Origin of the sequence: Streptomyces sp. NPDC048278 (assembly GCF_040652195.1) — a bacterium.
Taxonomy (GTDB): Bacteria; Actinomycetota; Actinomycetes; order Streptomycetales; family Streptomycetaceae; genus Streptomyces.
Window position 1 is genome coordinate 62144 of record NZ_JBEZLP010000012.1, and the last position, 22530, is coordinate 84673.

At 71.8% G+C, this 22530-nt stretch carries 21 protein-coding genes; 7 read left to right on the forward strand and 14 right to left on the reverse strand.

Annotation, left to right across the window (positions count from 1 at the left end; translation table 11 throughout):
* Positions 1 to 82: 82 nt before the first annotated feature.
* On the reverse strand, positions 83 to 1507 hold the full coding sequence (locus AB0D74_RS21830; RefSeq protein ID WP_362589263.1) for an amino acid permease: 1425 nt from the start codon (positions 1505 to 1507) through the stop codon (positions 83 to 85).
* A gap of 216 nt (positions 1508 to 1723) precedes the next feature.
* On the opposite strand from AB0D74_RS21830, the gene AB0D74_RS21835 reads away from it, so the two are divergent.
* The 3 genes from AB0D74_RS21835 to dacB all read left to right on the forward strand — a co-directional run bounded on the left by AB0D74_RS21835 (position 1724) and on the right by dacB (position 5474).
* A complete protein-coding gene (locus AB0D74_RS21835) occupies positions 1724 to 2458 on the forward strand; it encodes an FCD domain-containing protein (protein ID WP_362589266.1) in 735 nt (244 codons plus the stop codon).
* Between the two features lie 51 nt (positions 2459 to 2509).
* Positions 2510 to 3982 (forward strand): APC family permease, encoded by a 1473-nt coding sequence (locus tag AB0D74_RS21840; protein WP_362589269.1) that lies wholly within the window; start codon positions 2510 to 2512, stop codon positions 3980 to 3982.
* Positions 3983 to 4136: 154 nt separating this feature from the next.
* On the forward strand, positions 4137 to 5474 hold the full coding sequence (dacB, locus tag AB0D74_RS21845; RefSeq protein ID WP_362589272.1) for a D-alanyl-D-alanine carboxypeptidase/D-alanyl-D-alanine-endopeptidase: 1338 nt from the start codon (positions 4137 to 4139) through the stop codon (positions 5472 to 5474).
* Between the two features lie 79 nt (positions 5475 to 5553).
* Here dacB and AB0D74_RS21850 read toward each other — a convergent pair whose 3' ends face one another.
* The 6 genes from AB0D74_RS21850 to AB0D74_RS21875 form a co-directional block, all read right to left on the reverse strand.
* Positions 5554 to 6162: a TetR/AcrR family transcriptional regulator gene (locus AB0D74_RS21850; protein WP_362589275.1), complete on the reverse strand. Its 609-nt coding sequence runs from the start codon at positions 6160 to 6162 to the stop codon at positions 5554 to 5556.
* Positions 6163 to 6196: 34 nt separating this feature from the next.
* A complete protein-coding gene (locus AB0D74_RS21855) occupies positions 6197 to 6754 on the reverse strand; it encodes a hypothetical protein (protein ID WP_362589277.1) in 558 nt (185 codons plus the stop codon).
* A 22-nt stretch (positions 6755 to 6776) separates the two neighbouring features.
* A complete protein-coding gene (locus AB0D74_RS21860) occupies positions 6777 to 7457 on the reverse strand; it encodes a nuclear transport factor 2 family protein (protein ID WP_362589279.1) in 681 nt (226 codons plus the stop codon).
* Positions 7458 to 7469: 12 nt separating this feature from the next.
* Positions 7470 to 8420, reverse strand: a complete 951-nt coding sequence (locus AB0D74_RS21865; RefSeq protein WP_362589282.1) for a fumarylacetoacetate hydrolase family protein — start codon at positions 8418 to 8420, stop codon at positions 7470 to 7472.
* Between the two features lies 1 nt (position 8421).
* Entirely contained in the window at positions 8422 to 9435 is a 1014-nt protein-coding gene (locus AB0D74_RS21870; RefSeq protein WP_362589285.1) for a cyclase family protein, read from the reverse strand.
* Between the two features lie 98 nt (positions 9436 to 9533).
* Positions 9534 to 10775 (reverse strand): NAD(P)/FAD-dependent oxidoreductase, encoded by a 1242-nt coding sequence (locus AB0D74_RS21875; RefSeq protein WP_362589288.1) that lies wholly within the window; start codon positions 10773 to 10775, stop codon positions 9534 to 9536.
* 307 nt (positions 10776 to 11082) lie between these two features.
* Here AB0D74_RS21875 and AB0D74_RS21880 point away from each other — a divergent pair, with 307 nt between their 5' ends.
* A complete protein-coding gene (locus tag AB0D74_RS21880) occupies positions 11083 to 11733 on the forward strand; it encodes a helix-turn-helix domain-containing protein (RefSeq protein WP_362589291.1) in 651 nt (216 codons plus the stop codon).
* A 5-nt stretch (positions 11734 to 11738) separates the two neighbouring features.
* Here the strand turns inward: AB0D74_RS21880 and AB0D74_RS21885 are convergent, their stop codons facing one another.
* The 4 genes from AB0D74_RS21885 to AB0D74_RS21900 are packed head-to-tail and all read right to left on the reverse strand — an operon-like array spanning position 11739 to position 15611.
* Entirely contained in the window at positions 11739 to 12575 is an 837-nt protein-coding gene (locus AB0D74_RS21885; RefSeq protein WP_362589294.1) for an enoyl-CoA hydratase-related protein, read from the reverse strand.
* Positions 12572 to 13054: a nuclear transport factor 2 family protein gene (locus AB0D74_RS21890; protein WP_362589297.1), complete on the reverse strand. Its 483-nt coding sequence runs from the start codon at positions 13052 to 13054 to the stop codon at positions 12572 to 12574. Before AB0D74_RS21890 ends, AB0D74_RS21885 begins: the two co-directional genes overlap by 4 nt.
* Complete coding sequence (locus tag AB0D74_RS21895; RefSeq protein ID WP_362589300.1) at positions 13051 to 14511, reverse strand: aldehyde dehydrogenase family protein; 1461 nt, start codon at positions 14509 to 14511, stop codon at positions 13051 to 13053. Before AB0D74_RS21895 ends, AB0D74_RS21890 begins: the two co-directional genes overlap by 4 nt.
* Complete coding sequence (locus AB0D74_RS21900; protein WP_362589303.1) at positions 14508 to 15611, reverse strand: 3-hydroxyacyl-CoA dehydrogenase NAD-binding domain-containing protein; 1104 nt, start codon at positions 15609 to 15611, stop codon at positions 14508 to 14510. The genes AB0D74_RS21895 and AB0D74_RS21900 overlap by 4 nt, the downstream gene beginning before the upstream one ends.
* Before the next feature lie 651 nt (positions 15612 to 16262).
* Here AB0D74_RS21900 and AB0D74_RS21905 point away from each other — a divergent pair.
* Together AB0D74_RS21905 and AB0D74_RS21910 are read left to right on the forward strand one after the other, a co-directional pair.
* Complete coding sequence (locus tag AB0D74_RS21905; RefSeq protein ID WP_362589306.1) at positions 16263 to 17402, forward strand: FAD-dependent monooxygenase; 1140 nt, start codon at positions 16263 to 16265, stop codon at positions 17400 to 17402.
* 398 nt (positions 17403 to 17800) lie between these two features.
* Complete coding sequence (locus AB0D74_RS21910; protein ID WP_362589310.1) at positions 17801 to 18217, forward strand: ATP-binding cassette domain-containing protein; 417 nt, start codon at positions 17801 to 17803, stop codon at positions 18215 to 18217.
* Positions 18218 to 18278: 61 nt separating this feature from the next.
* Here AB0D74_RS21910 and AB0D74_RS21915 read toward each other — a convergent pair whose 3' ends face one another.
* From AB0D74_RS21915 to AB0D74_RS21925, 3 genes are read right to left on the reverse strand one after another with little or no spacing between them, the layout of a single operon-like run.
* Positions 18279 to 19217, reverse strand: a complete 939-nt coding sequence (locus AB0D74_RS21915) for a VOC family protein (protein ID WP_362589313.1) — start codon at positions 19215 to 19217, stop codon at positions 18279 to 18281.
* Complete coding sequence (locus AB0D74_RS21920; RefSeq protein WP_362589316.1) at positions 19214 to 20278, reverse strand: amidohydrolase family protein; 1065 nt, start codon at positions 20276 to 20278, stop codon at positions 19214 to 19216. The genes AB0D74_RS21915 and AB0D74_RS21920 overlap by 4 nt, the downstream gene beginning before the upstream one ends.
* Positions 20275 to 21276, reverse strand: coding sequence for a fumarylacetoacetate hydrolase family protein (locus tag AB0D74_RS21925; protein ID WP_362589319.1), 1002 nt, complete (start codon positions 21274 to 21276; stop codon positions 20275 to 20277). Before AB0D74_RS21925 ends, AB0D74_RS21920 begins: the two co-directional genes overlap by 4 nt.
* A 155-nt stretch (positions 21277 to 21431) precedes the next feature.
* On the opposite strand from AB0D74_RS21925, the gene AB0D74_RS21930 reads away from it, so the two are divergent.
* Complete coding sequence (locus AB0D74_RS21930) at positions 21432 to 22391, forward strand: LysR family transcriptional regulator (protein ID WP_362589322.1); 960 nt, start codon at positions 21432 to 21434, stop codon at positions 22389 to 22391.
* Positions 22392 to 22530 lie beyond the last annotated feature (139 nt).

Consider the following 22530-nt stretch of genomic DNA (forward strand, 5'->3'; position numbering starts at 1 on the left):
GGCCGCGGGCGCCAAGAGCACGGCGACAACGCGGCGGGAGGGTGCGGTCCGTCACCGGACCGCACCCTCCCGGACCGCGTCGTCAGTTCGGGAGCGAGCTTCGCTCCCTGTCCCCGCCGGTGACCCGCCGGCGGACGAGGGCGAAGGCCACGACGCCCAAGGCCACCAGGGTGGACAGGACCACCTGGTCACGGCCGCCGCCGTTGGAGGTGTCGGTGAGCATGTAGCCCAGCACGAAGGTGATCAGGGCGATGGTGGCCCAGGTCAGGTACGGGTACAACCACATCTTCACGACGAGCTGCTCCGGGGCCTCACGCTCGATGATCTTCCGCAGGCGCAGCTGGGAGAAGCAGATGACCAGCCAGACGAACAGGGCGATCGCGCCGGAGGAGTTGAGGAGGAACTGGAAGACGGTGTCCGGCCAGAGGTAGTTGAACGCGACCGCGACGAAGCCGAAGACGACCGAGGCCAGGATCGCGGTCCGGGGCACGCCCCGGTGGGTGGTGCGGGCGAACGAGGCCGGGGCGTCGTTGCGGCCACCGAGCGAGAACGCCATGCGGGAGGCTGTGTACAGGCCGGAGTTGAGGCACGACAGCACCGACGTGAGCACGATGGCGTTCATGATCTCCGCGGCGTGCGGGATGCCGATCGAACTGAGCGCGGCGACGTAGGAGCCGTCCTTGAGGATCGCCGGGTCGTCCCAGCGCAGCAGTGAGACGACGATCAGGATCGAGCCGAGGTAGAAGACGGCGATGCGCCAGATGACGCTGTTGGTGGCCTTGGTGACCGCTCCGCGGGGGTCCGCGGACTCGCCGGCCGCGAGGGTGACGATCTCGCTGCCCATGAAGGAGAAGACCACCATCAGGACGCCGGTGAGGATGGCTCCGGGGCCGTGCGGGAGGAAGCCGCCGTGCGCGGTGAGGTTCGAGAAGCCCGAGGCCGGGTGGTCCGAGCCGGGCAGCAGCCCGAACAGGGCCAGGGCGCCGATGACGATGAACGCGGCGATGGCCACGACCTTGATGCCGGCGAACCAGAACTCGAACTCGCCGTAGGAGCTGACCGAGGCGAGGTTGGAGGCGGTCAGCACGACCATCACGATCAGTGCCCAGCCCCACTGCGGGACCGCCGGTATCCACCCGGCGAGGATCTTGGCGCCGGCGGTGGCCTCGACGGCCAGCACCACGACCCAGAAGAACCAGTAGAGCCAGCCGATGGTGAAGCCGGCCCAGCGTCCGAGGGCACGGTCGGCATAGGCGGAGAACGAGCCCGAGGTGGGGTTGGCCGCGGCCATCTCGCCCAGCATGCGCATCACCAGGACGACGAGGACGCCGACCAGCGCGTACGAGACGAGGATGCCGGGACCGGCGGCGGCGATGCCGGAGCCCGAGCCGACGAACAGGCCGGCGCCGATGACACCGCCGATGGCGATCATCGACAGGTGACGGTTCTTCAGTCCCGCCTTCAGGCCGGACTCGGTGGGCGGGCTTGCGGGGAGGGTTGTGGTCATCTCGACATCCATCGGGGAGTGCGGACCAGAGTGAGCACGAAAATTAGTTCAGGGCGATCCAAAAAAACAGTCTTGTTTAAATGTTCACCTTGCTCTATTTTTCGCTTCAGCGTTGAGCAGCGTCTTCGCTGCCGCCGACGATCCGTCTGCCCTGTTCCGGCCCCAGGGGAGCCCTCGTGCACGAACCCTCAGCAAGGTCGCCGTTAGGGTGGCGTCGTGGTGAATACAGCGGGCAAGTTCGGCCCGTACAGTCAACCGGGCCCCGCACGGCCCGCGCCGGGCCCCGGCGCGCTGGACAGCCACGCCCTGCCCGGTCGCGCGCTGACCGGATCGGAACTCGTGCGCTCCCGGATCGCCCTGCGGGTGCGGCTGAAGGCCGAGGCGCCGGGCGACCGGCTGCCGGACGCCGGCGTCCTCGCCGAGGAGCTCGGGATCGGTGAGATAACCGTGCGCCGGGCTCTGGAGGGCATGTGCCAGGACGGCCTGCTGGACCGCCGCAGGGGCAGGTCGGGCGGCACCTTCGTGGCACAGGACTGGCACACCGTCGTCGCCGCGCTGCACGACCCGGCGGAAGCCGCCTCACTGGACGCCTTCCACCTGCTCCTGGAGTGCGGCCTGGTCTCCCACGCGGCCGGCGACATCCCGGACGGCCGCCTCGACGGGCTCCGGGCGCTGGTGGACGAGATGGACCGGGCCGACGTACCCGACCGGCTCCAGGAGCTGGAGACACGTTTCCACCTCGACCTGGCGGAGGCGCTCGGCGGCCCGGGGATCCGTGAGTTCACCGCCGACCTGCTCGGCCGCCAGTGCCTGCTGCTGCCCGCGCCGGGCCCGGAGGTGGTCCGGGCCCGCAACCGCCATCACGCCGATCTCCTGCACGAGCTCGGACGCGCCGAGATGGCCCCGGCCGTGGCCGCGGTGAAGGCGCACCGGCACGCCGGCCCCGCCTGACACACCCCTGAGTCCCGTATCGCTCGCACACGCCCCGAAGGAGTTCGTGCCATGCCCGATTCCGCAGCTGTCGGCCGTCAGCCGGCATCGGGTCCCCCCGGCCGCAACGCACCCCAGCGGCTGCGCGGCGGGGTCCTCGGCATGGCCGACATCGCCGCCGCCACCATGGCCAACGTCGGCCCCGCCATGAGCTTCTTCTTCGGTTTCGCCTTCCTGGCCACCACCGCGGGCATCGCGTCCCCGCTGACCATCGTGGCGGCGGGCGTCGCCGTGGCCCTGCTCGGCAACACCCTCGCCGAGTTCTCCCGGGCCCACCCCTCGGCCGGCAGTTTCATCACGTTCGTCGGCCGGACCTTCGGGCCGGTCAGCGCCGTGACCACCGCCCTGCTGGCCGGACTCGGCTACATCATCGCGATGGCCTCCGTCATCGCGATCTCCGGCGGCTTCGTGCAGATCACCCTGCACCACTACACGGGCGTGGACCTCCCCTGGATCATCTGGACGCTGCTGCTGACCGGGGTGTCGGTCGTCCTGATGCTGCGCGGGATCGTCGTCTCCACCAAGTGGGCGGGGTACTTCTTCGCCGTGGAGATGCTGGTCCTCGTCGTGGTCTCGGCCGCCGCCATCGTCCAGCACCGCGGCAGCCTGTCCGCCGCGCCGTTCCTGCCCGGGCACATCACCCACGGCCTCCAGGGGCTGGCCGCCGGTTTCCCGATCGCCGTGTTCCTGTTCGTCGGCTGGGAGAACTCGGCTGCGCTGGCCGAGGAGACCGAGAACCCCCGCCGCAACGTCGGCCGGGCCGTGTTCTCCTCCGTCGCCATCATGACGGTGAGCTACATCCTCTTCGCCTACGCCACGGTGACCGGCTTCGGCTACGACGTGCGGCGGCTCGGCGACTCCCCCATCCCGTTCATCGACGTCGCCCAGGACACCCTCGGCGCGCTGGCCGCCCTCGCCTACGTCGGCGGCCTGACCTCCACCCTCGGGGTGCTGATCGCGGGCATCAACTCCCAGGCCCGGCTGATCTTCAACGCCGGCCGGGAAGGACTCCTGCCGTCCTTCTTCGGCTACGTGCACCCCACCCGCCGCACCCCGAACAACGCGATCGTCACCTTCACCGTCACCGCGCTCCTGATCATCGGCGGCTGGGGCCTGGTGCATCTCCTCGGCGACGGCGGCCCCATGGACCCGGTGGCCTTCTTCACGGAGTCCTCCAGCCTGGGCGCCATCCTGATCCTGCTGGTCTACCTGGCCTCCAACATCGCCCTGCCGTTCTACTACCACCGCTACCGCCCGCAGGAGTTCCACCCCGTACGGCACCTCCTGCTCCCGGCGATCGGCACGCTGGCGATCCTGGTTCCCCTCTACTACCTCTCCAAGCCGGGCCAGCCCGCCCCGTACAGCTGGTTCCCGTACGCGGCCCTGGCCGCCCTGCTCGCCTCGCTCGGCTACGCCGCCCTCCTGGTACGCCGCGACCCGCACCTGGCCCAGCGCGTGGGATCGGTCGTCGCCGACGCGGAGTGACGCCCGGGGGCGGTCGGGTCAGGTGCCGCACGGTCCCGGAGGTATGCCCTTCTTCACGGAATACCCACCGGTAGGGCAAGTCGGCGCTGTTACTTTTACTTTCAAGATTTTGTTCGTACCCCCCGCAGCCAGCGCAGCGCACCGAGGTTCCCCCATGCCCATCGGCTTCCCCACATCCGTCCGCACCGGCGGTCGTCACCGCAAGGCCAAGGCACCCAACCCGGCACTCCGCCGGGCGGTCGTGCTCGCGGTGACCGCCCCGGTCGCCGGGACGATCCTGACCGGCACGTCCGCCTTCGCCGCCGACAAGGCGGTCGCCAAGACCACCGCCACCACGCTCGACACCGCCGAGCAGCAGATCGCGGACAACCTCAACACCCGCGTCCAGGACACCCGCCTGGGCAGCACGGTCAGCGGTGTCGTCATCGACGCCAAGTCCGGCAGAACCGTCTGGGGTCACGACGCGACCACCGCGTTGATGCCCGCCTCCAACACCAAGCTCGGCACCGCCACCGCGGCCCTGACGGTCCTCGGCCCCGACCACCGCTTCACCACCAAGGTCGTCTACGGCGACGGCACCCTCACCCTCGTCGGCGGCGGCGACCGGTCCCTGACCTCCGACGACCTCGACGCCCTCGCCAAGACCGCCGTCGCCGGGCTGAAGAACGCGGGACTGACCTCGGTGAAGGTCCAGGTCGACGACAGTCTCTTCCCGGAGCCGACGCTCGCGACCGGGTGGAACGACGGCTACTACCCCGACTCCGTCGCACCGGTACGGGCGCTGGTGGTCGACGGCCACCACGTCACGGACACCTCCGTGGACGCCGGGCAGACCTTCGCCAAGCTCCTCACCGACCGGGGGGTCACCGTCGCCGGGGACGTCACCCACGGCACGGCCGACACCCACGACGTGCCCGTGGCCCGGCACGAATCCGACAAGCTGTCCACCCTCGTGAAGCACATGCTCAAGGTCAGCGACAACGACTACGCCGAGACACTGCTCCGGACGACCGCGCTCGCCGCCGGCCGCCCGGCCACCTTCGAGGACGGCACGGCGGTCGTACGCCAGGTCCTCACCCGGTACGGCGTCTCGCTGGACAACTTCGAGATCCACGACGGCAGCGGCCTGTCCCGCGCCAACCGGATCCCGGCGCAGACCATCGCCGACATCCTCGACGTGGCCGACGACCCCCGCTACAGCCAGACCCTGAAGTCCATCATCGACGGCCTCCCCGTCGCAGGCGAGGCCGGCTCCACGCTGGGCCCCGAGTGGGGCCGCTTCGACACCGCGGACTCGCAGTGCGCCGTCGGCAAGGTCAAGGCCAAGACCGGCACCCTCACCGGCGCGATCGCGCTGAGCGGCCTGACCAAGGCGCAGGACGGCGCCTGGAAGATCTTCTCCTTCATCGAGAACAACTCGGCCGCCGCCCCGGGAGACACCAAGGACGCCCTGGACGGCCTCGCCGCCACGGTCAACGGCTGCTGGGCGTAACACCGCCGAACGGCTTCCGGAGCCGCCCCACTAGGGCCGCTCCGGAGGCCCCGGAAGGCATCGCCGGGTTTCGCGGGGGTCAGCGCTCGCCGATGCCGCCGAGCAGCGTGTCGTAGAAGTAGCGGGCGACGTCGGCCGCGTCGCGTTTTCCGCCGGGCCGGAACCACTGGTAGGTCCAGTTGCACATGCCGAGGACCGCGAGAGCGGTCAGTTGGGGGTCGGCGACCCGGAACTCGCCCTCGGCGACGCCGCGTTCGAGGACGTCGACGAGCATCCGCAGGTAGCGGTCGCGCTTCCCGGCGATCTCGTCGCGGACCTGCTCCGGGAGTTCCCGGAAGTGCTCGAAGAACACCCGCAGATGACCGGGGTGGGTCTCCATCAGCGACACCAGGTCCGTCATGATCGCCAACAGCAGCTCGCGCGGGCCCAGACCGCCCTCGTCGAGGCGGCGCTCCTGGGCGTCGATGATCAGGTCGATCATCTCCTGGTGCATCTGCACCAGCAGCGCGTCCTTGCCGGCGAAGTAGTAGTAGAGCGAGGCCTTGCGCACGCCGACCTGCTGGGCGATGGCCTCCATGGAGGTGTCCTGGTAGCCGCGCGTGTCGAACAGCCCGGCCGCCACCTTCATGATCTGCTCCTTGCGCTGCCGTCCGGACATGCGCAGGTCCGTGCTCCGTGCGTCCGCCACCGGCTCCTCTTCCGTGTTCGTTGTCGGCCGCCGGTCAATCTAGGTCATGCGGCAGCCGGGGCAGTCCCTCAGGCGCCGGCAGGCCGAGCGCGTTCGTCAGACAGGCCACCTTGAGGTACTGGGTGACGACCAGCAGGAGCTCCACGATCTCGCGCGGGGTGTACTCGTCCGCCAGCCCGGCCCACAGGCCGTCCGACACCGTGCAGCCGCCGTGGATCTCGTCGGCCAGCCGGACCACCAGCGCGTCCCGCGCGGACCAGCCGCGCCAGACTCCCCTCGTCCCGGTCGCCCGTACCTCGTCCTCGGTGAGTTCCGCCTCGGCGGCGAACATCTCCACGTGCACCGCCCACTCCGCCTCCGCGGCGGCCCGGGCGCAGATCCGCAGGACGGCGATCTCTCGGGTGCGGGCGTCCAGCGCGATGCCCTTCAGGCAGGCGGAGGTCGCGCGGCGCAGGTCGTCGAGCGCGGCGCGGCTGTGCGCGAGGACCTGGAAGAGGGCCAGCGGGCGGCCGTCCGGGAGACGGTACGGGTCCAGGAGCTTCCGGGTCTCCTCGTCGGCCGGCACGGGCGGCCCGGGCAGCCGGCCGGTCATCGGGCACCCGAGGCACCGAGCGTCATCTCCCGCACCTCGTCCGGGACTTCGACGGCGCCCGCGGTGTTCCGTCGTGCTCGGTCCGCCTTTCCTCGGTACCGCCCGGGAAGGGTGACGCGGCGCCGCGCAGCCATGCCTCGCCCAGCCGGTACAGTTCCTCGACCGCCTCGCCGCGCAGCCCCGGCAGGCCGTCCGCCACTTCGAACCCGGCCTTGGCCTGTACGTAGGCGAGGTGGCGGTAGCCGACGGGGAAGCGGTCCAGCAGTTCGGGGGCGAGCTCGAGGGAGGCGCCCGGTTCGAGGACGTGGAGCCGGTCCGACTCGTAGACGGGCTGTCTGCGGACGAGTTTCCAGGCGCCCTCGAAGCGGGCGAGGAAGTCGTAGAAGCGTCCGGTGCAGACCACCTCGACCGTCACGCCGTCGATGACGGAGCGCTGGGTGATGGTCGTCTTCGTCTCGGCGACGGCCCGGTCGCCCTCGATGTCGCTGGTGTGGCCGCCGAGGAAGTGCGAGATGGCAACGCCCTGTTCGAAGCCCTGCCTGCTGGCCTCGATGAAGTCGGGTGCCGGTCCGTGGAACCACGTGGCGTTCATGTAGCCGTCGGTGGGATGCCAGACCGTGGCGAACCGGTCCCAGCGGCCGGCGTCCCGCCACAGCGCCCAGTTCTCGGTCAACTGGCGGATCTCCAGCGCGTCCTGGTCCATGTCGTCGCCCGCTCAGCGGTCCGCCGCGAGGCGCCGTCGGCCTCGCGGGATCACGATCGGCTCGGGTCCGGGCACCAGCCGGTTCTCGGTGAAGCCGAGTTGTTCGACCTCGACGCGGACGACGTCGCCGGGCCGCAGCCAGCCGGGGGCGTCGGCGGACCCCGGCCGGTTGAAAGGGGTCAGGCAGCCGGAGCCGACCGTGCCCGAGCCGAGGACGTCACCGGGGCGGACCACGGTGCCGCGCGCGGCATAGGCGACGAGTTCGGCGAAGGTCCACGCCATGTCCCCGGTGGTACCGCCGCCCATCCGCCTGCCGTTCAGCCGGACCTCGGCGGTCAGCGCGGGGTGTCCGTCCTCGACGAGTTCGGTGAGCTCGTCCGCGGTCACCAGCCAGGGGCCGAGGGTGAGCGCGGCGTCCTTGGACTTCGACGGTCCCATCACGGACCGCAGTTCGGGCTGCTGGATGTCCCGTGCCGACCAGTCGTTCATGATCGTGTAGCCGATGATGTGGTCGAGGGCCTGCTCGGGGGTGAGGTTCGAGCCCGCCTTGCCCACGACGGCGGCGACCTCCAGCTCGTAGTCGTACTGCGTGGCCAGCGGCGGGACCGGGATCTCGGCGTAGGCGCCGGTGACCGCCGCCGGGTTGGTGAAGTAGAACAGCGGCTGGTCGTACCACTCGTCGGCGACCTTGCCCGCCATGTCGATGCCGTGCTGCTCGAAGGTGGAGAAGTCCCGGACGCTGGGCGGTTCGAGCAGCGGCCCGAACGCGGCCCGGTCCACGGGCACGGCGTCGCAGCCGGCGCGGGAGCGGCGCGCGACGTCGGCCAGCGCCTCCTCGCCGCCGCGGATCAGGTCGAGCATCGTGATACCCGCCTCCAGGAGGCGGATCGCCCCGTCCTCCGGCGTGCCGTCCAGCACACCGACACGCGGGCCTTCGGGAGTGTTCAGGGTGGTCAGTCGCATGTCACTTCACCGCCACGGGGTTGACCGGCGAACCCACGGCCCGGGTGAAGGGCAGGGGCTGCGCGGAGAGGAGGAATTCGTAGACGCCGTCTTCGGCGCAGTCGGCCGCGAGCCGGTCCAGATCCCACATCTCGCCGAGCGGCAGTCCGATGTGCGGAAGCGCGACCTGGTGCAGTGGCTGCATCGCGTCGGGCCATTCGTTGGGCCGTACCTCGACGCCCCAGGTGTCGGTGGCGATCGCGGCGATCTCGGTACGGTGCAGCCAGCCCAGGGTCTCGAAGGACAGGCCCGGCGCCGGGCCGCCGGCGTACGAGCCCCAGCCCCTGCCGCCGGCCAGGTCCCGGCGCACCCGGGTGAGCTGTCCGGTGCGCACCAGCACGATGTCGCCCTGCCCCACCTGCGAGGTCGGCCCCTGCCTGCGGATCGTCTCCGCCAGATCCGCGCTGGAGATCGGCCGCCCGTCGGGCAGTTCGCCGTCCTCGCCGACGGCCCGGCCCACGTCGAGCAGCACGCCGCGGCCCACCATCGGTTCGGCCAGCCGCTCGATGCCCGTCGCGAAGTCGCCCTCGCTGGTGACCACGTCGTGACTCACCCTCCCGTTCCACGCCACCCCGTGGTCGAAGCAGTGCCCGAGGCCGTCCCACTGGGTGCCGCACTGCAACGGCATGAACACGGCGTCGTCGGCCACCGACAAGCCGTGCGGCAGGCCCATCTGCTCGGCTGTGTCCATACCGGTGGAGGTCATCGTGTGCACCGGGTTGACCCGGCGCTTCCAGCCGAACTGCGGGCCGTTCTCGTCGAACGGCAACGACAGGCTGAACGGCGCTCCCCGCCGGACCAGGGCCGCCCCGGCCGCCCGCTTCTGCGCGGTCAGGAAGTTCACGGTGCCGATGCCGTCGTCGGGACCCCAGCGGTTCCAGTTGCCGTACCGCTTGGCCGCCTCGGCGATCGCCGCCTCCGGATCGGCGCCGTACTCGACAGTGGGGTCCGGACCCCGTTGTGGTGCTGCGTTCATGCGTAGTCCCTTCTCGGATGCGGGTCGTACGGCAAGGTCAGGACGGCTTCGCGACGGGGCAGTGGGGGGCGGCAGGGGCCGTCGAGGGGGGCGCCGTATCAGCCGGAGTGGTTCCTGGTGGCGATCGAGAAGCGGCCCTCGGCGCGGTCGATCTCGTCGAGCTGCTTGACGATCTGGGCCGGGGAGGAGTCGCCCACCACCTTCTGCAGCAGCGGGGTGTGGTCGAAGACCATGTCGCGCACCGGCCGCAGCGGTGCCGGAGCCCGGTGGAAGAGCTGTCCCAGGATGTAGGCCTGCTGGGACTGCCGGGCGGTGTGCGGTTTGCGGGGCGTCTCGAACTCGTCCAGTGCCCGGCGCACCTCGGCGTAGTCCCTCAGGTCCACGCCGGCGAGCCGACGGCCGAGGAAGTAGCCGTCCTCGGTGGCCATGCCGGCGCCGTAGGCCGCGTAGGGCGAGGTGGGGTGGGCGGCGTCGCCGACGAGGGTGGCGCGCCCCTTCGACCACTGCCTGAGCGGTTTGCGGTCGCGCAACTGCCACCGCTGCACGTTCGCCGGATCGGTGGCGGCGATCATCCGCGGCAGCGGGTCGGCGAATCCGCGCGCGAGTTCGCTCGCGGCGGTGTGCAGGTCCTCGGTGAACTCCTTGTCCGCGTCGTGGGCCGTGAGTACCCACCACTGGAACCCGTCGCGCCCCTTGTTGCGGATGGCCGTCCAGGCTCCCTGGGTCGTGCTGCCGTGCGAGATCACGGCCTCGCCCCGCCGCGCGGCGAAGGTGTCGTCGAACGTGAAGCCTCCGAAGATGTGGAGGTGGTGCTCACGTTTCGGACTGTCGCCCCACAGGGTGCGGCGGACCAGGGAGTCGATGCCGTCGGCGCCCACGACCACGTCGCACGCGTGGACCCGGCCGCCGGACAGGTGCAGGCGCGCCCCTTCCCGGTCCTGCTCGACACGCTCCACTGTCTGGTTGACCTGGAGCGTCTCCGGCGGCAGGGCGTTCAGCAGTCGCTCGTAGAGCTCCGGCCGGAGCAGGCCGATGAAACCACCGCGGTACTCGCGGATGACGCTCTCGGGCAGCTTGACGTCGACCCGGACCCGTCCGCGGGCGTTGCGGAACGTGGTGTGGCAGGGCGCGCCGAGATCCTCGGTGTCCACGCCGAGGAGCGTGAGCGCCTTGATGGGGGCCGGCCACAGGTTGAGGATGTTGCCGGCCGCCCTGGCCCGCGGGTAACGCTCGAAGAGGACGACGTCGTGTCCGGCCTGGTGGACGGAGAGGGCGGTGGCCATCCCGGCGGGGCCGCCGCCGACGACGGCGACGCGACCGCGGTGCGGAGTCGTGTTCATCTTGGCTTCTTTCTCCGATTTCTCCGAGGAACGCTGATGCGGCTCTGCGGGGTGCTGTTCTCGGGTGCTGCGGGCTCGGCCGCGGGCGGGCCGCGAGGTTCCGCTGTGGTGGAGGATCCGCCCCGGAACCTGCCGGGCGCGGTGGGCACGGCGGCTCTGTCGTCGCGCGACGCGGCAGGGCGAGCGCCGGCCGGGCGCAAAACCGTAGTCTGCACTACGGTTATGGCAAGACTCTGCCGCCCACGAAGCACTGTCAATGGGTCACGGCGAAGTTTCCGCCGCGTGCTTCTTCGCAGAGGATGGAGCGATGACAGCAGCCGACCGGAACACCGATCTCGCGATCCGGCCGCCGCGTCAGGAGCGGACCCGACAGGCCTGGGCCCGGGTCCTCGACGCGGGGGTCGCCCTCCTCGAAGAAGGCGGGTACGAGGCCTTCACCATCGCGGCCGTCTGCGAGCGCGCCCAGGTCGCGCCGCGTGCCCTCTACGACCGTACGACCAGCAAGGACGCCCTGTTCCTCGCCGTCTACGAGCACGGTTACGCCCGGCTGCTCGCCGACGAGGCCGTCTTCGGACACCCGGAACGCTGGGCCGGACTCGACGCTCGCACCCTCGTGGTCGAGGCGGTCACCGAACTCGCCGGGATCGTCGAACGCCACACGGCGTTCCTCAAGCCGGTCGTGCTGCTGTCCGGAGCCCACCCGGAGGTCTACCGCCGCGGGAAGGCCAACACCGCGCGGACGGCCGACCGGTTCACGGCCGTGGTGCTGGCCGCCGCGCGGGAGATCACCCACCCCGATCCCGAAGCGGCCGTGCGACTGTGCTTCGGCACCCTTTTCGGCGCCCTGATGCTCCGGGTCGGCTACGGCGCCGACTTCGCCTCGCCCGTCGTCGACGAGGACACCTACGTACGGCACCTCGCACAGACCGCCGTACGGTACCTGCTGGCGCGTGAGTGAGCCGGTCACGGCGGCGCGTCCCGTCCGGACGGGAGCAGCGGGGCGCCGGCGAAGCGCGGGGCGCGTCTTTCGGTGAAAGCGGCGACGCCTTCGGCGTGGTCGGGGCCGCGGGCCGCCGTGCCCTGGGCGTCGGCCTCGGCGGCCAGGACCGTGGCCTGCTCAGCGTGGGCGGCCAGCCGCAGGATCCGCTTGGTGAGCGCGAACGCGAGCGCGGGACCGGCGGCCAGCGCCTCCGCGCGCGCCTGCGCCTCGGCCACCAGGTCCTCGGCCGGTACGACGGCGTTGACCAGACCGAGCGACAGGGCTTCGGCGGCGCTCAGCGACCGTCCGGTGGTGGCCAGTTCGAAGGCCCGCGGATGTCCCAGGGTGCGCACCAGAACGCCGGAGACGCCTGTGTCGGGAACGAGCCCCACCTTGCCGAAGGAGCAGGCGAAACTCGCGTTCCGCGCGGCGAGGACCAGGTCGCAGGAGAGCGCCAGGCCCATGCCCGCCCCGACGGCGGGCCCGTTGACGGCCGCGACCACCGGGGTGTCCATGCCGGCGATCGCGGTGACGAGCGGGTTGTATGTGTCGCGCACGGTGGCACCGGCGTCCGCCAGTTCCCGCCGGGCGTCCAGGTCCTGGCCCACGCAGAAGCCGCGGCCGGTCCCGGTGAGGACGATGCAGCGGACCTCCGGCGCGTCGTCGGCCCCGTGCAGGGCGTCGAGCAGGGCGCGCCGGGTGGGCTCGTCCAGGGCGTTGAGTCGCTCCGGTCGGTTGAGGGTGATCCACGCGACGGCGCCCTCGCGCTGGAAGGTCACCGCTCTGCGCAGGGAAATCGCCGTCGGCTCCTGGGTGGTCATGGCTGCGGCTCCTTGCTCGACGGGGTGTGGATGCGGCTGCGTTCGGCGCCGTGGCGCGAGTAGCCCCGGTCCGGGTAGGGGAAGCCGGCCAGTTCGCTGTCCCGGTCCGGGTGCTGGCTGTAGTAGGAGCGGATCTCGGCGATCCGGCCGTCGGCGGCGAAGGCGAACCATTCGGCGCCGCGGGTCGAGACCCGGAGTCCGGACTCCAGGGGCGTCCAGTACATCGTCCACTCGATGACGGCCTCCGTGGCGCCGTCGAGGAGGTGGTCGACGATCCAGACGGCGTCGATGAGCCCGTGCACCTTCCGCCAGTAGCGGGCCAGGTGTTCGCCCCCGCGTACCGGTGCCGAACCGGGGTTGGGCGCGAGGAACCAGTGCACGACGTCGTCGGCCAGGGTGCGCCGCATCAGGTCGGCGTCGCCGGTGCTGCAGCCGTCGTAGTAAAGGGAGATGGTGGCCAGGTGGCCGCCGCCGGTCATCGCTGGATGGCCTTGGTCTCGGTGAACTCGTCGATGCCGTGGACGCCGAACTCGCGGCCCAGGCCGGATTTCTTGTAACCGCCGAAGGGGGCGGCCGGGTTGAAGGCGGCGCCGTTGATGTCGACCTGTCCGGTGCGGATCCGGCGGGCCACCGCCAGGGCGCGTTCCGCGTCGGTGCTCCACACTCCCCCGGCCAGGCCGTAGGGGCTGTCGTTGGCGAGGTCGACGGCCTCGTCCTCGCTGTCGTACGGGATGATCACCAGGACCGGGCCGAAGATCTCCTCCTGCGCGAGGCGGGAGGCGTTGCCGACGTCGGCGAAGATCGTCGGGCGGACGTAGAAGCCGTCGGCCAGGCCCTCCGGGCGCTCCGCGCCGCCGAGGACCAGCTTGGCGCCCTCGTGCCCGCCCAGGCGGATGTGGTCCCGTACCGTCTCGCGCTGCCGGTCGGAGGCGAGCGGGCCGAGGCGGGTGGCGGGGTCGAGCGGGTGCCCGAGGGTGAGCCGGTCGGCGGCGGCCCGGGCCAGTTCCACGACCTCGTCCTGCCGGTCCCGTGGCACCAGCATGCGGGTCCAGGCGGAGCAGGTCTGCCCGGAGTTGAGGAAGGCGTTGTTGACGCCGGTCTTCACCGCCCGGCCCAGATCGGCGTCCGGCAGGACGATGTTGGCCGACTTGCCGCCGAGTTCGAGGGAGACCCGGGTGATGTGGGCGGCGGCGCTCCGCATGACCTTGGCGCCGGCCGCGGTGGAGCCGGTGAACGACACCACGTCGACGCCCGGGTGCCCGGCGATGGCCTCGCCGACCTCACCGCCGGGGCCCGGGACCAGGTTGAACAGACCGGCGGGGAGGCCGAGTCGGCCGGCGACCTCGGCGAACACGTCGGCGAGGGCGAAGGCGGACAGCGGGGCCACCCCGGCCGGCTTGGCGACGACAGCGCAGCCGGCCGCGAGCGCGCCGCCGACCTTGGCGACGAGCTGGTGCAGCGGGTAGTTCCACGGGGTGATCGCGCCCACCACGCCCGCCGGTTCGCGCACGACGAGCGAGGTGCCGACCTCGTGCTCCCACACGTAGGAGTCGAGGGTGTCGGCGAAGGCGTTCAGGACCGCCGCGGGCAGCCCGACCTGGACGAGCTGCGAGATCTTCAGCGGGGTGCCGACCTCCAGGCTGATCAGCCGGGCGATCGCGTCCCGCCGTGCCGTGATCCCGGCGCTCAGCTCGCGCAGGGCATGAGCGCGCAGGGCCGGGTCCGAGGCCGCCCAGGCGGCGGAGGCGGTACGCGCGGCGGCCACGGCCGAGTCCACGTCCCTGGCGGTGCCGCGGGGCACGCCGCCGAGAACGGTGCCGTCGGCGGCGTTGATCACCGGGTCGGCGGCGTCACCGGCCGGGTGCCGCCAACTCCCGCCGATGTAGAGGGCGTTGCGGTCGGTCAGGTCGGGGTCGGCGATCAGCTGGTCGCTCATGCGGTGCTCCGGGGGCTGGCGGTGTGGTCGTGGAAGCCGTGGCCGCTCTTGCGGCCGAGCCGCCCCGCGGCGACGAGATGCCGCAGGCCGGCGGCGGGTTCGAGGCGTGCGTCGCCGAAGGCGCCGTGCAGCATGGTCTGGGCGGCGAGGGTGACATCGGTGCCGATCAGGTCGATGAGTTCGAACGGGCCCATGGGGTGGCCCAGTACCTCGCGCATCAGTGCGTCCGCCTCGTCGGCCGTGTACGCGCCCGCGTCCCACTGCCGTACGGCGTCGTTGAGGTACGGGATCAGCAGCCGGTTCACCACGAACCCGCGCTCGTCACCGCAGCGGACCGGCACCTTGCCGATACGGCGGACCCAGGCGCAGGCCGCGTCGGCGACCGCGGGATCGGAGGCGACGACCTCGACCAGTTTCATCGCGGTCGCGGGGTTGAAGAAGTGCAGCGCGATCACGGTGCGTTCCCGCGGAAGTCCGGCGCGGAGCTCGCCGACCGTCAGGGAGGAGGTGTTGGTGGCGAGCACGGCCCGTGCGGGCAGCGCCCCGTGCAGACGGGCGAGCAACCGCCGCTTCACGTCCGGTTGTTCGGCCACCGCCTCGATGACATGACCGCAGTCGCCGAGGTCGGCGGGGTCGACGGTCAGCCGCAGCGAGGCCAGGGCACGGTCGCGGCTCCCGCCGTCGAGCCGCCCCTTGGCCACCGCCTTGTCCAGACCGGCGGCGACCTGGGCGTGCAGCCGCCGGGCGGAGGCCGTGGAGCGTGCCAGCACCGTCGTGCCGGTCCCCGCCCGCAGGAGCGCCCCGGCGATCCCCGAGGCCATGGTGCCGGTGCCGGCGATGCCGACCCGGTGACACCAGTCGTCCGGCGCGGTCGCGGTGTCGGCCGGGTCCTGTCCGGGGTCCGTGGCGGGCGGGGCGGGGAGTCCTGCCCGGGCCCTCGGTCCGGGGTCCAGGGTGGCCAGCAGCCCGAGGGGCCCGACCGGGTGACCGGCTCCCAGCCGCATCGCCGTGTCGATGTCGGCGGGCGCCGCCAGGCCCGAGGAGGCCATGGCCACCGCGTCGGCGAACAGGCCCGCGGCGAGCGTGAGGGCGTCGGACATCCGTGGGTCGGAGGGCTCGCGCCCGCCCGCGGCGAAGGCGTCGGGAGGCGGTGGCGAGGATGCGTGAGCTTTCGATGGCATGTCATCTACCTTCCAGACGGTAGGTGACGTTAAGTTGTCGACGGTTCGGTGTCAATGGCGTGCGCGGGGGCCCGCCGGACGGTGCGGAGCGAGGGGCGACGGCGGGGCTCCGCACCGGGCGCGTCCCATTCGGCGGGCGGATGGCCTGCCATACACATCAGTTATTTCCCTTGTCCGGCCCGGGTGGCAGATGCTGATCGCGCGACGGCCGCGTGTCGCCGTTGTTGCGCAAAGGTGAACCGCCTTCCCGGGCACGGGCGGTCGTCCGTGCCGCCGTCCACCCGTTCGTCACTCCCGAACCGATCGGAGCCCAGGCCGACATGAGGGATCGCCCGATCACCCGCCTTCGCGACGGCGGCTCGCTCAGCGCACCCCCGGCCGGGACCCGGGCCACCACGACGTGCCGGTGAACGGACGCCGCGACGACGCCGGCCACGGCCCGTTCGCCACTCCTCCGGCCTGACGCCGTGGCCTGAGCCGCCTTCGACCCGCCCGCCGCGGGCGCCGTCCGTCCCTGGCTGCCCCTTCCATCCCGCCGGCCAGGTGCCGCATCACCTCAGGAGTGTGGTCGTGATCGTCCAACGTGTACTCGTCCAGGGCGGAGGCATCGGCGGTCTGGTCGCCGCCACCGCTCTCGCCCGGCGCGGCGTCGAGGTCGACGTCGTGGAAAGGCGTCCCGTGGATTCGGTTCTCGGAGTGGGCCTCATCCAGCCCGTGAACGCTCTGCGGGTCATGAAGGAGATCGGAGCGCTCGGCGCCGTCCTGTCCGCCGGATATCCGTCCGAGGAACTGCGGCTGATCAAGCCGGACGGGACGGTGCTGGCCGACGCCCCGCTTCCCGAGATCCCGGGCGTCCCGACCCGCTCCAACACCATCCAGCGGCGGGAGTTGTGCCGCGTACTGCTGGACGCGGCGACGGCGGCCGGCGTGCGGTCGTACCACGGGTCCAGCAGCGCGACGCTCCGCGAGGACGACCATGGCGTCGACGTCACCTTCGCCGGTGACCAGGCTCCCGTCGCGGGCCGTTACGACCTGATCGTCGGTTTCGACGGCATCCGCTCGACCCTGCGCCGGCATCTGTTCGGCGACAGGTACGACCCCCGGCCGACCGGGTTCTCGGTCTGGCGCGTCAGCGTGCCCCGCCCGCCCGAGCTGGACCGGGTCGTGTACGGCTTCGTCGGGGATCTCAAGGCCACCCTGGTTCCGCTCGGTTCCGGGGAGAGTTACATCGCGCTCATAGCACCCGAGGAGTCCGTCCAGCCCGGGCTGACGACCTCCGAGATCACCGTGCAGATGCGGGTCATGCTGGGCAGGTTCGGCGGCCGGGTCGGCGAACTCGCCGAGCGCGTCTCGGACGAGAGCTCGGCGGCGTACGGGCCCGTCGAGGAGGTCTCCGTGGAGGAACCCTGGTACCGCGGTCGCATCCTGGTCGCGGGGGACGCCACCCATGCGACCAGTCCCCACATGGCGCAGGGAGCGGCGATGGCCGTCGAGGACGCCGTCGTACTGGCGGAGGAACTGGAGGGCGCCGCGTCCGTGCCGGAGGCGCTGGACGCGTGGTGGAAGCGCCGGATTCCGCGCGCGGGCCTCGTCCAGCGCTACTCGGCGGCGCTCATGCGCCAGGAACAGGGCCGGGCCGCCCCCGAGGACCTGAAGCTGCTGGAACTGTCCGTACCGCAGGCACAGGCCCGGCTGGCCCGGCCCTACTGACGCCTGCCGGACCGGCCCTGCTTAACCGCCGGGCCCGGTCGTAACGAATGGCGGTACGTCCCGCCATGGCAGCACCGTCGACAGGGCGGCGGGGGCCCGAAGCACGGGCGGCCGGTGAGCCCGCCGTGCGTTCACCGGCGGGGAACGCACGGTACGGGCGGGCGGCGCCCCGGGAACGGGCCTGCGCAGTGCCGGGATCCGCCGGGTGCCGCCGCGCCCCTCGCCTCGTGACGCCTCCGCTCCGGTGTCAACGACGGGGGCGCTCCGCCATGCCGGACCGGACGGCGCCCCGGACCGGCTGCCGGCGACCATCCCGCGCGACACCCCACCGACGTCATCGACCTGGCGGCCTGGGAAGCACTCGAACACGAGGTGCGTACGAGCAAGGAACAAGTGTCATGACCGTGCCGCGTGCCGACCAGGTGACGCTGACCTACCGGGTCGGGCCGACGACCCGTCCGGCGGTGGACTCCGTGAGCCTGAAGGTCCCGTCCGGGGCCGCCATCGGCATCGCCTGCGAGTCGGGATCGGGCAAGACCGGTTTCGCCCGGATGCTCGTGGGCGTCGTCGAACCGACGTCGGGCACGGTCACCTGGGACGGCTCCCCGCTGGAGCGCAGCGCGCTGGACGTGAGCGATCAGGCGTCCATCCTGAACCTCCTGCGCGCGCTGCAACGGCGCACGGGCATGGCCCTGGTCTTCGTGTCCCACAACCTCGACGTCATCCGCTACCTGTACCGCGACGTGGTCGTGCAGCCGCACGGGCAGCTCGTCGACGCGGTGCCCCGGCTCGCCCGGCCGCACACGCGGACATGAAGACGCCGGATCGTGCGGGCAGCTCGTGGACTGCCCGCACGATCCGACGGGTCGGGGCCGGTCAGACCGGCGGTGCGACGAAGCAGCCGCGGTCGACGTCGTTGAAGGACTCCTTGGCGAGTTCCTCGCCGAACGGGTTGGCGGTACCCCACTGGTCCTGGTTGTCCGGCAGGGAGACGTCGTAGGTGCTGGGATGCCAGATGTCCTCGTCGAGGACCTCCAGTTCGGTGGTGTACTCGACGGTGTTGCCGTGCGGGTCGAGGAAGTAGGAGAAGGTGTTGTCGCCCGCGGCGTGCCGGCCCGGCCCCCACACCTTGTGCACCCCGGCCCGGAGCAGACGGCCGGTGCCGCGCATGTACTCGTCGATGCCGCGCATCTCGAAGGAGACGTGGTGCAGCGCCGTGTGCGGGCCCTGTGCGATGGCGAGGCTGTGGTGCTGCGGGTTGCAGCGCAGGAAGTGCATGAGCGTTCCCATGTGCGGCAGCGTGAGGCTGTCGGAGACGTCGAAGCTCAGGTGCTTCTCGTAGAAGCTCCGGGTGGCCTCCACGTTCGTCGAGTTGACGACGACGTGGGAGAGCCGGACCGGGATGGACTCGCCCTTCTCGACCTTGCGGTGGGTGCGCTCGGCAACGTCCGAACTGACCTCGACGGTGCGTCCGTCGACGTCGAAGAAGCGGAACCCGTAGCCGCCGCCCGCCGTGTCCAGTTCGCGCGGCTCGTGCACCAACCGGACGTCGTCACGCCCGAGTTGCTCGGCCAGCTGGTCGACGGCCGCCCGGTCACGGGCACCGTAGGAGATCAGGTCGAGCCGCTTCTCCCGGTCGCGGCGCAGCCGCACGATGTACTGCTCCGGGGAGCCCTCGGCCGCGAGGAAGACGATCCCGTCGTCGTCGGCGACCGGCGAGAGGCCCCACAACCCGGTGTAGAACTCGCGCTGCCTGGCGAAGTCGGGCACGGCGAGGTCCACATGCCGCAGATGGGTGATGAGCCGGTCCTTCACGAGACGCCTCCGGTGGGGGTGGGGGTGGTGCGGGGCAGCGGGCCGAGGAGCCGCAGGGCGTTGCCGCCCCGGACCGCCGTGACGGTCTCGGCGTCGAGACCGGCCGCCAGCAGCCGCTCGACGGGGTCCTCGACCCCCATGTCGAAGGGGTAGTCGGTGCCGAGGGTCACCTGGTCGGGGCCCAGGGCCTCGACCAGGTGCCGCAGTCCGTACGGCGTGTAGACGAGGGAGTCGACGAAGACACGGCTCAGTTGTGCGCTCGGCGGCTCGACGGTGGTGCGGGCGTCCTCCCGTACGGTCCAGGCGTGATCGGCGCGGCCCAGGTAGGTGGGCAGGTACCCGCCGCCGTGCGCGGCCCAGATCCGCAGGTGCGGGTGGCGTTCGAGAAGGCCCGAGAACGCGATCCGGGTCAGCGCCAGCGCCGTCTCGACCGGATTCCCCACCGTGTTGAACATGTAGTAGGCGTTCAGCCTGTCGCCCAGGGTGCAGCCGAACGGATGGATGAAGACCGCCGCTCCGGCCTCCTCCGCGACGGCCCAGAAGTCGGCGAGGCGCGGGTTGTCCAGCTCGACGCCGGGGGCCGCCGCGGTGGATATCTGCACTCCGCGCAGACCGAGGTCGGTCACCGCGGAGCGCAGTTGCCGGACCGCCAGCTCCGGGTGCTGGAGCGCGACGGTGCCGATGCCGACCAGACGGTCGGGGCGTAGGGCGCAGTGGTCGGCGACGGCCTGGTTGCTCACCTCGGTGATGCGCTCGGCCAGCGGCGCCTGGGCCCAGGCGTAGGACACCGGCGTCGCGCTCACCGCCTGCACGTCCACGCCGGCCCGGTCCATCGCCGCGAGCCGCAGGTCCAGGTCGGTGAGAGGGCCGGCCAGCGCGCCGAAGTGCTTCCGGTTGTACGCCGCGGAGGCGGGGCCGAGGCTGGTCACCTCGGTGGCCCGCTGCCGTGCCAGGCCGGGGGCGTCGGCGATGAGCGGTTCGAGGGCGGGCACCCCGAGATGGGCGTGCAGATCGACCGTCAGCTCCCGGAAGACGGAGCCGTCGCCTGCGGGCCAGGTCACGACGCCTCCGCCACGCACGGGGTGCGCTGGGCGCCGAGGCCGGTGATCGTCGCGTCCATCACGTCTCCCGGGCGCAGCAGCCGGCCGTGCACCAGGCCGTTGCCGGCCGGGCTGCCGGTGAGCACGAGGTCGCCGGGGAGCAGGGTGGCGACCTGGGAGCAGTGGGCGACGATCCGCGCCACGTCGAAGATCATGTCCTTGGCCGACTCGTCCTGCATCGTCCTGCCGTTCAGCCTGAGCGTGAGCTGGAACGTCGACGGGTCCGGGACGGACGTGCGGGGTACGACCACCGGTCCCGTGGGCAGGGCGGTGGGGAAGTTCTTGCTCGCCACCCAGTCGGAGCCCAGCAGCGGCATGTCGCGGCGCAGGACCCGCTCACGCAGCGTCAGATCGTTGACGATCACCCAGCCGGCCACCGCGTCCAGCGCCTCGGACACCTCCAGGCGGCGGGCGGGACGGCCGATGACCGCGGCCAACTCCAGCTCCCAGTCGGGCTGTTCGCCGTCCCGGGGCAGGACGACGTCGTCGAACGGCCCGCTGACCGCGCTGGGCAGGCCGAGGAAGACGTACGGCGGGTGCTCCAGCCGTGCGTCCATCTCGGCCGCGGCCTCGGCCCGCACCTGTTCGACGGTGCGGCCGTCGGCCGGGTCGTGGTGCTCGACGGCGAGATCGATGACGTGGGTGCGGTAGTTCGCCCCGCACTGGAAGACCTGCCGCGGGGCGACGGGACTGGCCACGTCCAGTTCCTCCAGCGGGATCCAGTCGCCGGGCGGGGAGGTCTCGGCGAGCGCGTCCAGGACGGGGAGGACGGAGTCCCAGCGCTCCAGCAGCTCCAGGGTGGAGGCCGGGTTGCCCAGCGCGTCCCGGGCGGAGAGACCGAGGACCCGGTCGGTGCGTATCAGCCCGGGGAACGCCGCCCGGTCGACCTGGCCGGACCGCCGGGAGAAGGTTCCCAGCGCCCAGTCGCCGGCATGAGCGATCGAGGACACCATGCGCATGCTCCTTCGCACGTCGAAGCGGTACCGACGCTCGTGTAACGTCGCCGTGAACAGCAGCATGCGGTCCGGCTCCTCCCGCAGGCCAACAAACGATCTGTATGGCCGGTCATCCACGGGACGGATGGCCGCCGCGCACCGGCCGCCAAGGAGTGAGGGTGGAGCTTCCGGCCCTGGATCTGAACCTGGTCGTCGTGCTGCACGCGCTGCTGGAGGAGCGCAACGTCACCCGCGCCGGGGAGCAGGTCGGACTCAGCCAGCCGGCCACCAGCGCGGCCCTGGCCCGGCTGCGCCGCCACTTCGACGACCCCCTCCTGGAACGCGTCGGCAGCCACTACGAACTCACCCCGGTCGCCCAGGCGTTGCGGGCGGAACTGGGCGACACCGTGCAGCGCCTGTCCCGGCTGCTGGCCGCCCAGCCGCGCTTCGACCCGGCCTCCTCGACCCGCAGGTTCACCGTGCAGTGCTCCGACTCGGTGCTCGGCGCGCTGGGCGCGCGGCTGGTGGCGGCCCTGCACACCGCCGCGCCCGGTGCGGGTGTCGACTTCCGGCCCGTCGACCCCGCCCTGTTGCACGACCCGCTCGCGGTCCTGGCGGACATCGACGTGCTGATCATGGTGCGCGGCCTGCTGTCCGAGGTGCCCAACCGGGACGTGTACACAGACCGCTGGGTGTGCGTGGCGTGCGCGGACAACAAGGTCACGCCCGACGTCCTGACGGAGGACGACGTCCGGGCCGCCCGGTGGGTCGTACCGCACACCCCCTCGCCGATGTCCTCCCCCGCCGACGCCCATCTCGCGGTGCTCGGACTGCAGCGGACGTCCACGGTGACCGTGCAGAGCTTCACCGCGCTCAGCCGTCTGGTGTCCGGCACGGATCTGCTGACCCTGGCGCACGAACGCACCCTGGAGGAGACCGGAGCCGTCCCGCTGCGCCGCATCGGGCTGCCGGTGCCCATGCCTCCGCTGATCCAGGCGGCCTGGTGGCACCCGAGCCGGCAGCTCGACCCGGGCCACCGCTGGCTGCTCGACCTGATCGCGGACACGGCCGCGACCCTGCCCGCGCTGCCGGAGGACGACGCCGCCCCGAACGCGTCGGCCGACGGCGAAGCGCGCTGACGGTTCTCCACACTTCCGCAGCGGTCATCTGACACCGGGTTCACCGGCGCGGGCCGGAATCCGATGCAATACATGACGCATCATGTAGAGTAAATGACGCGTCATGGAAATGTGCGTCGCCCGACACCGGCCCCATGCC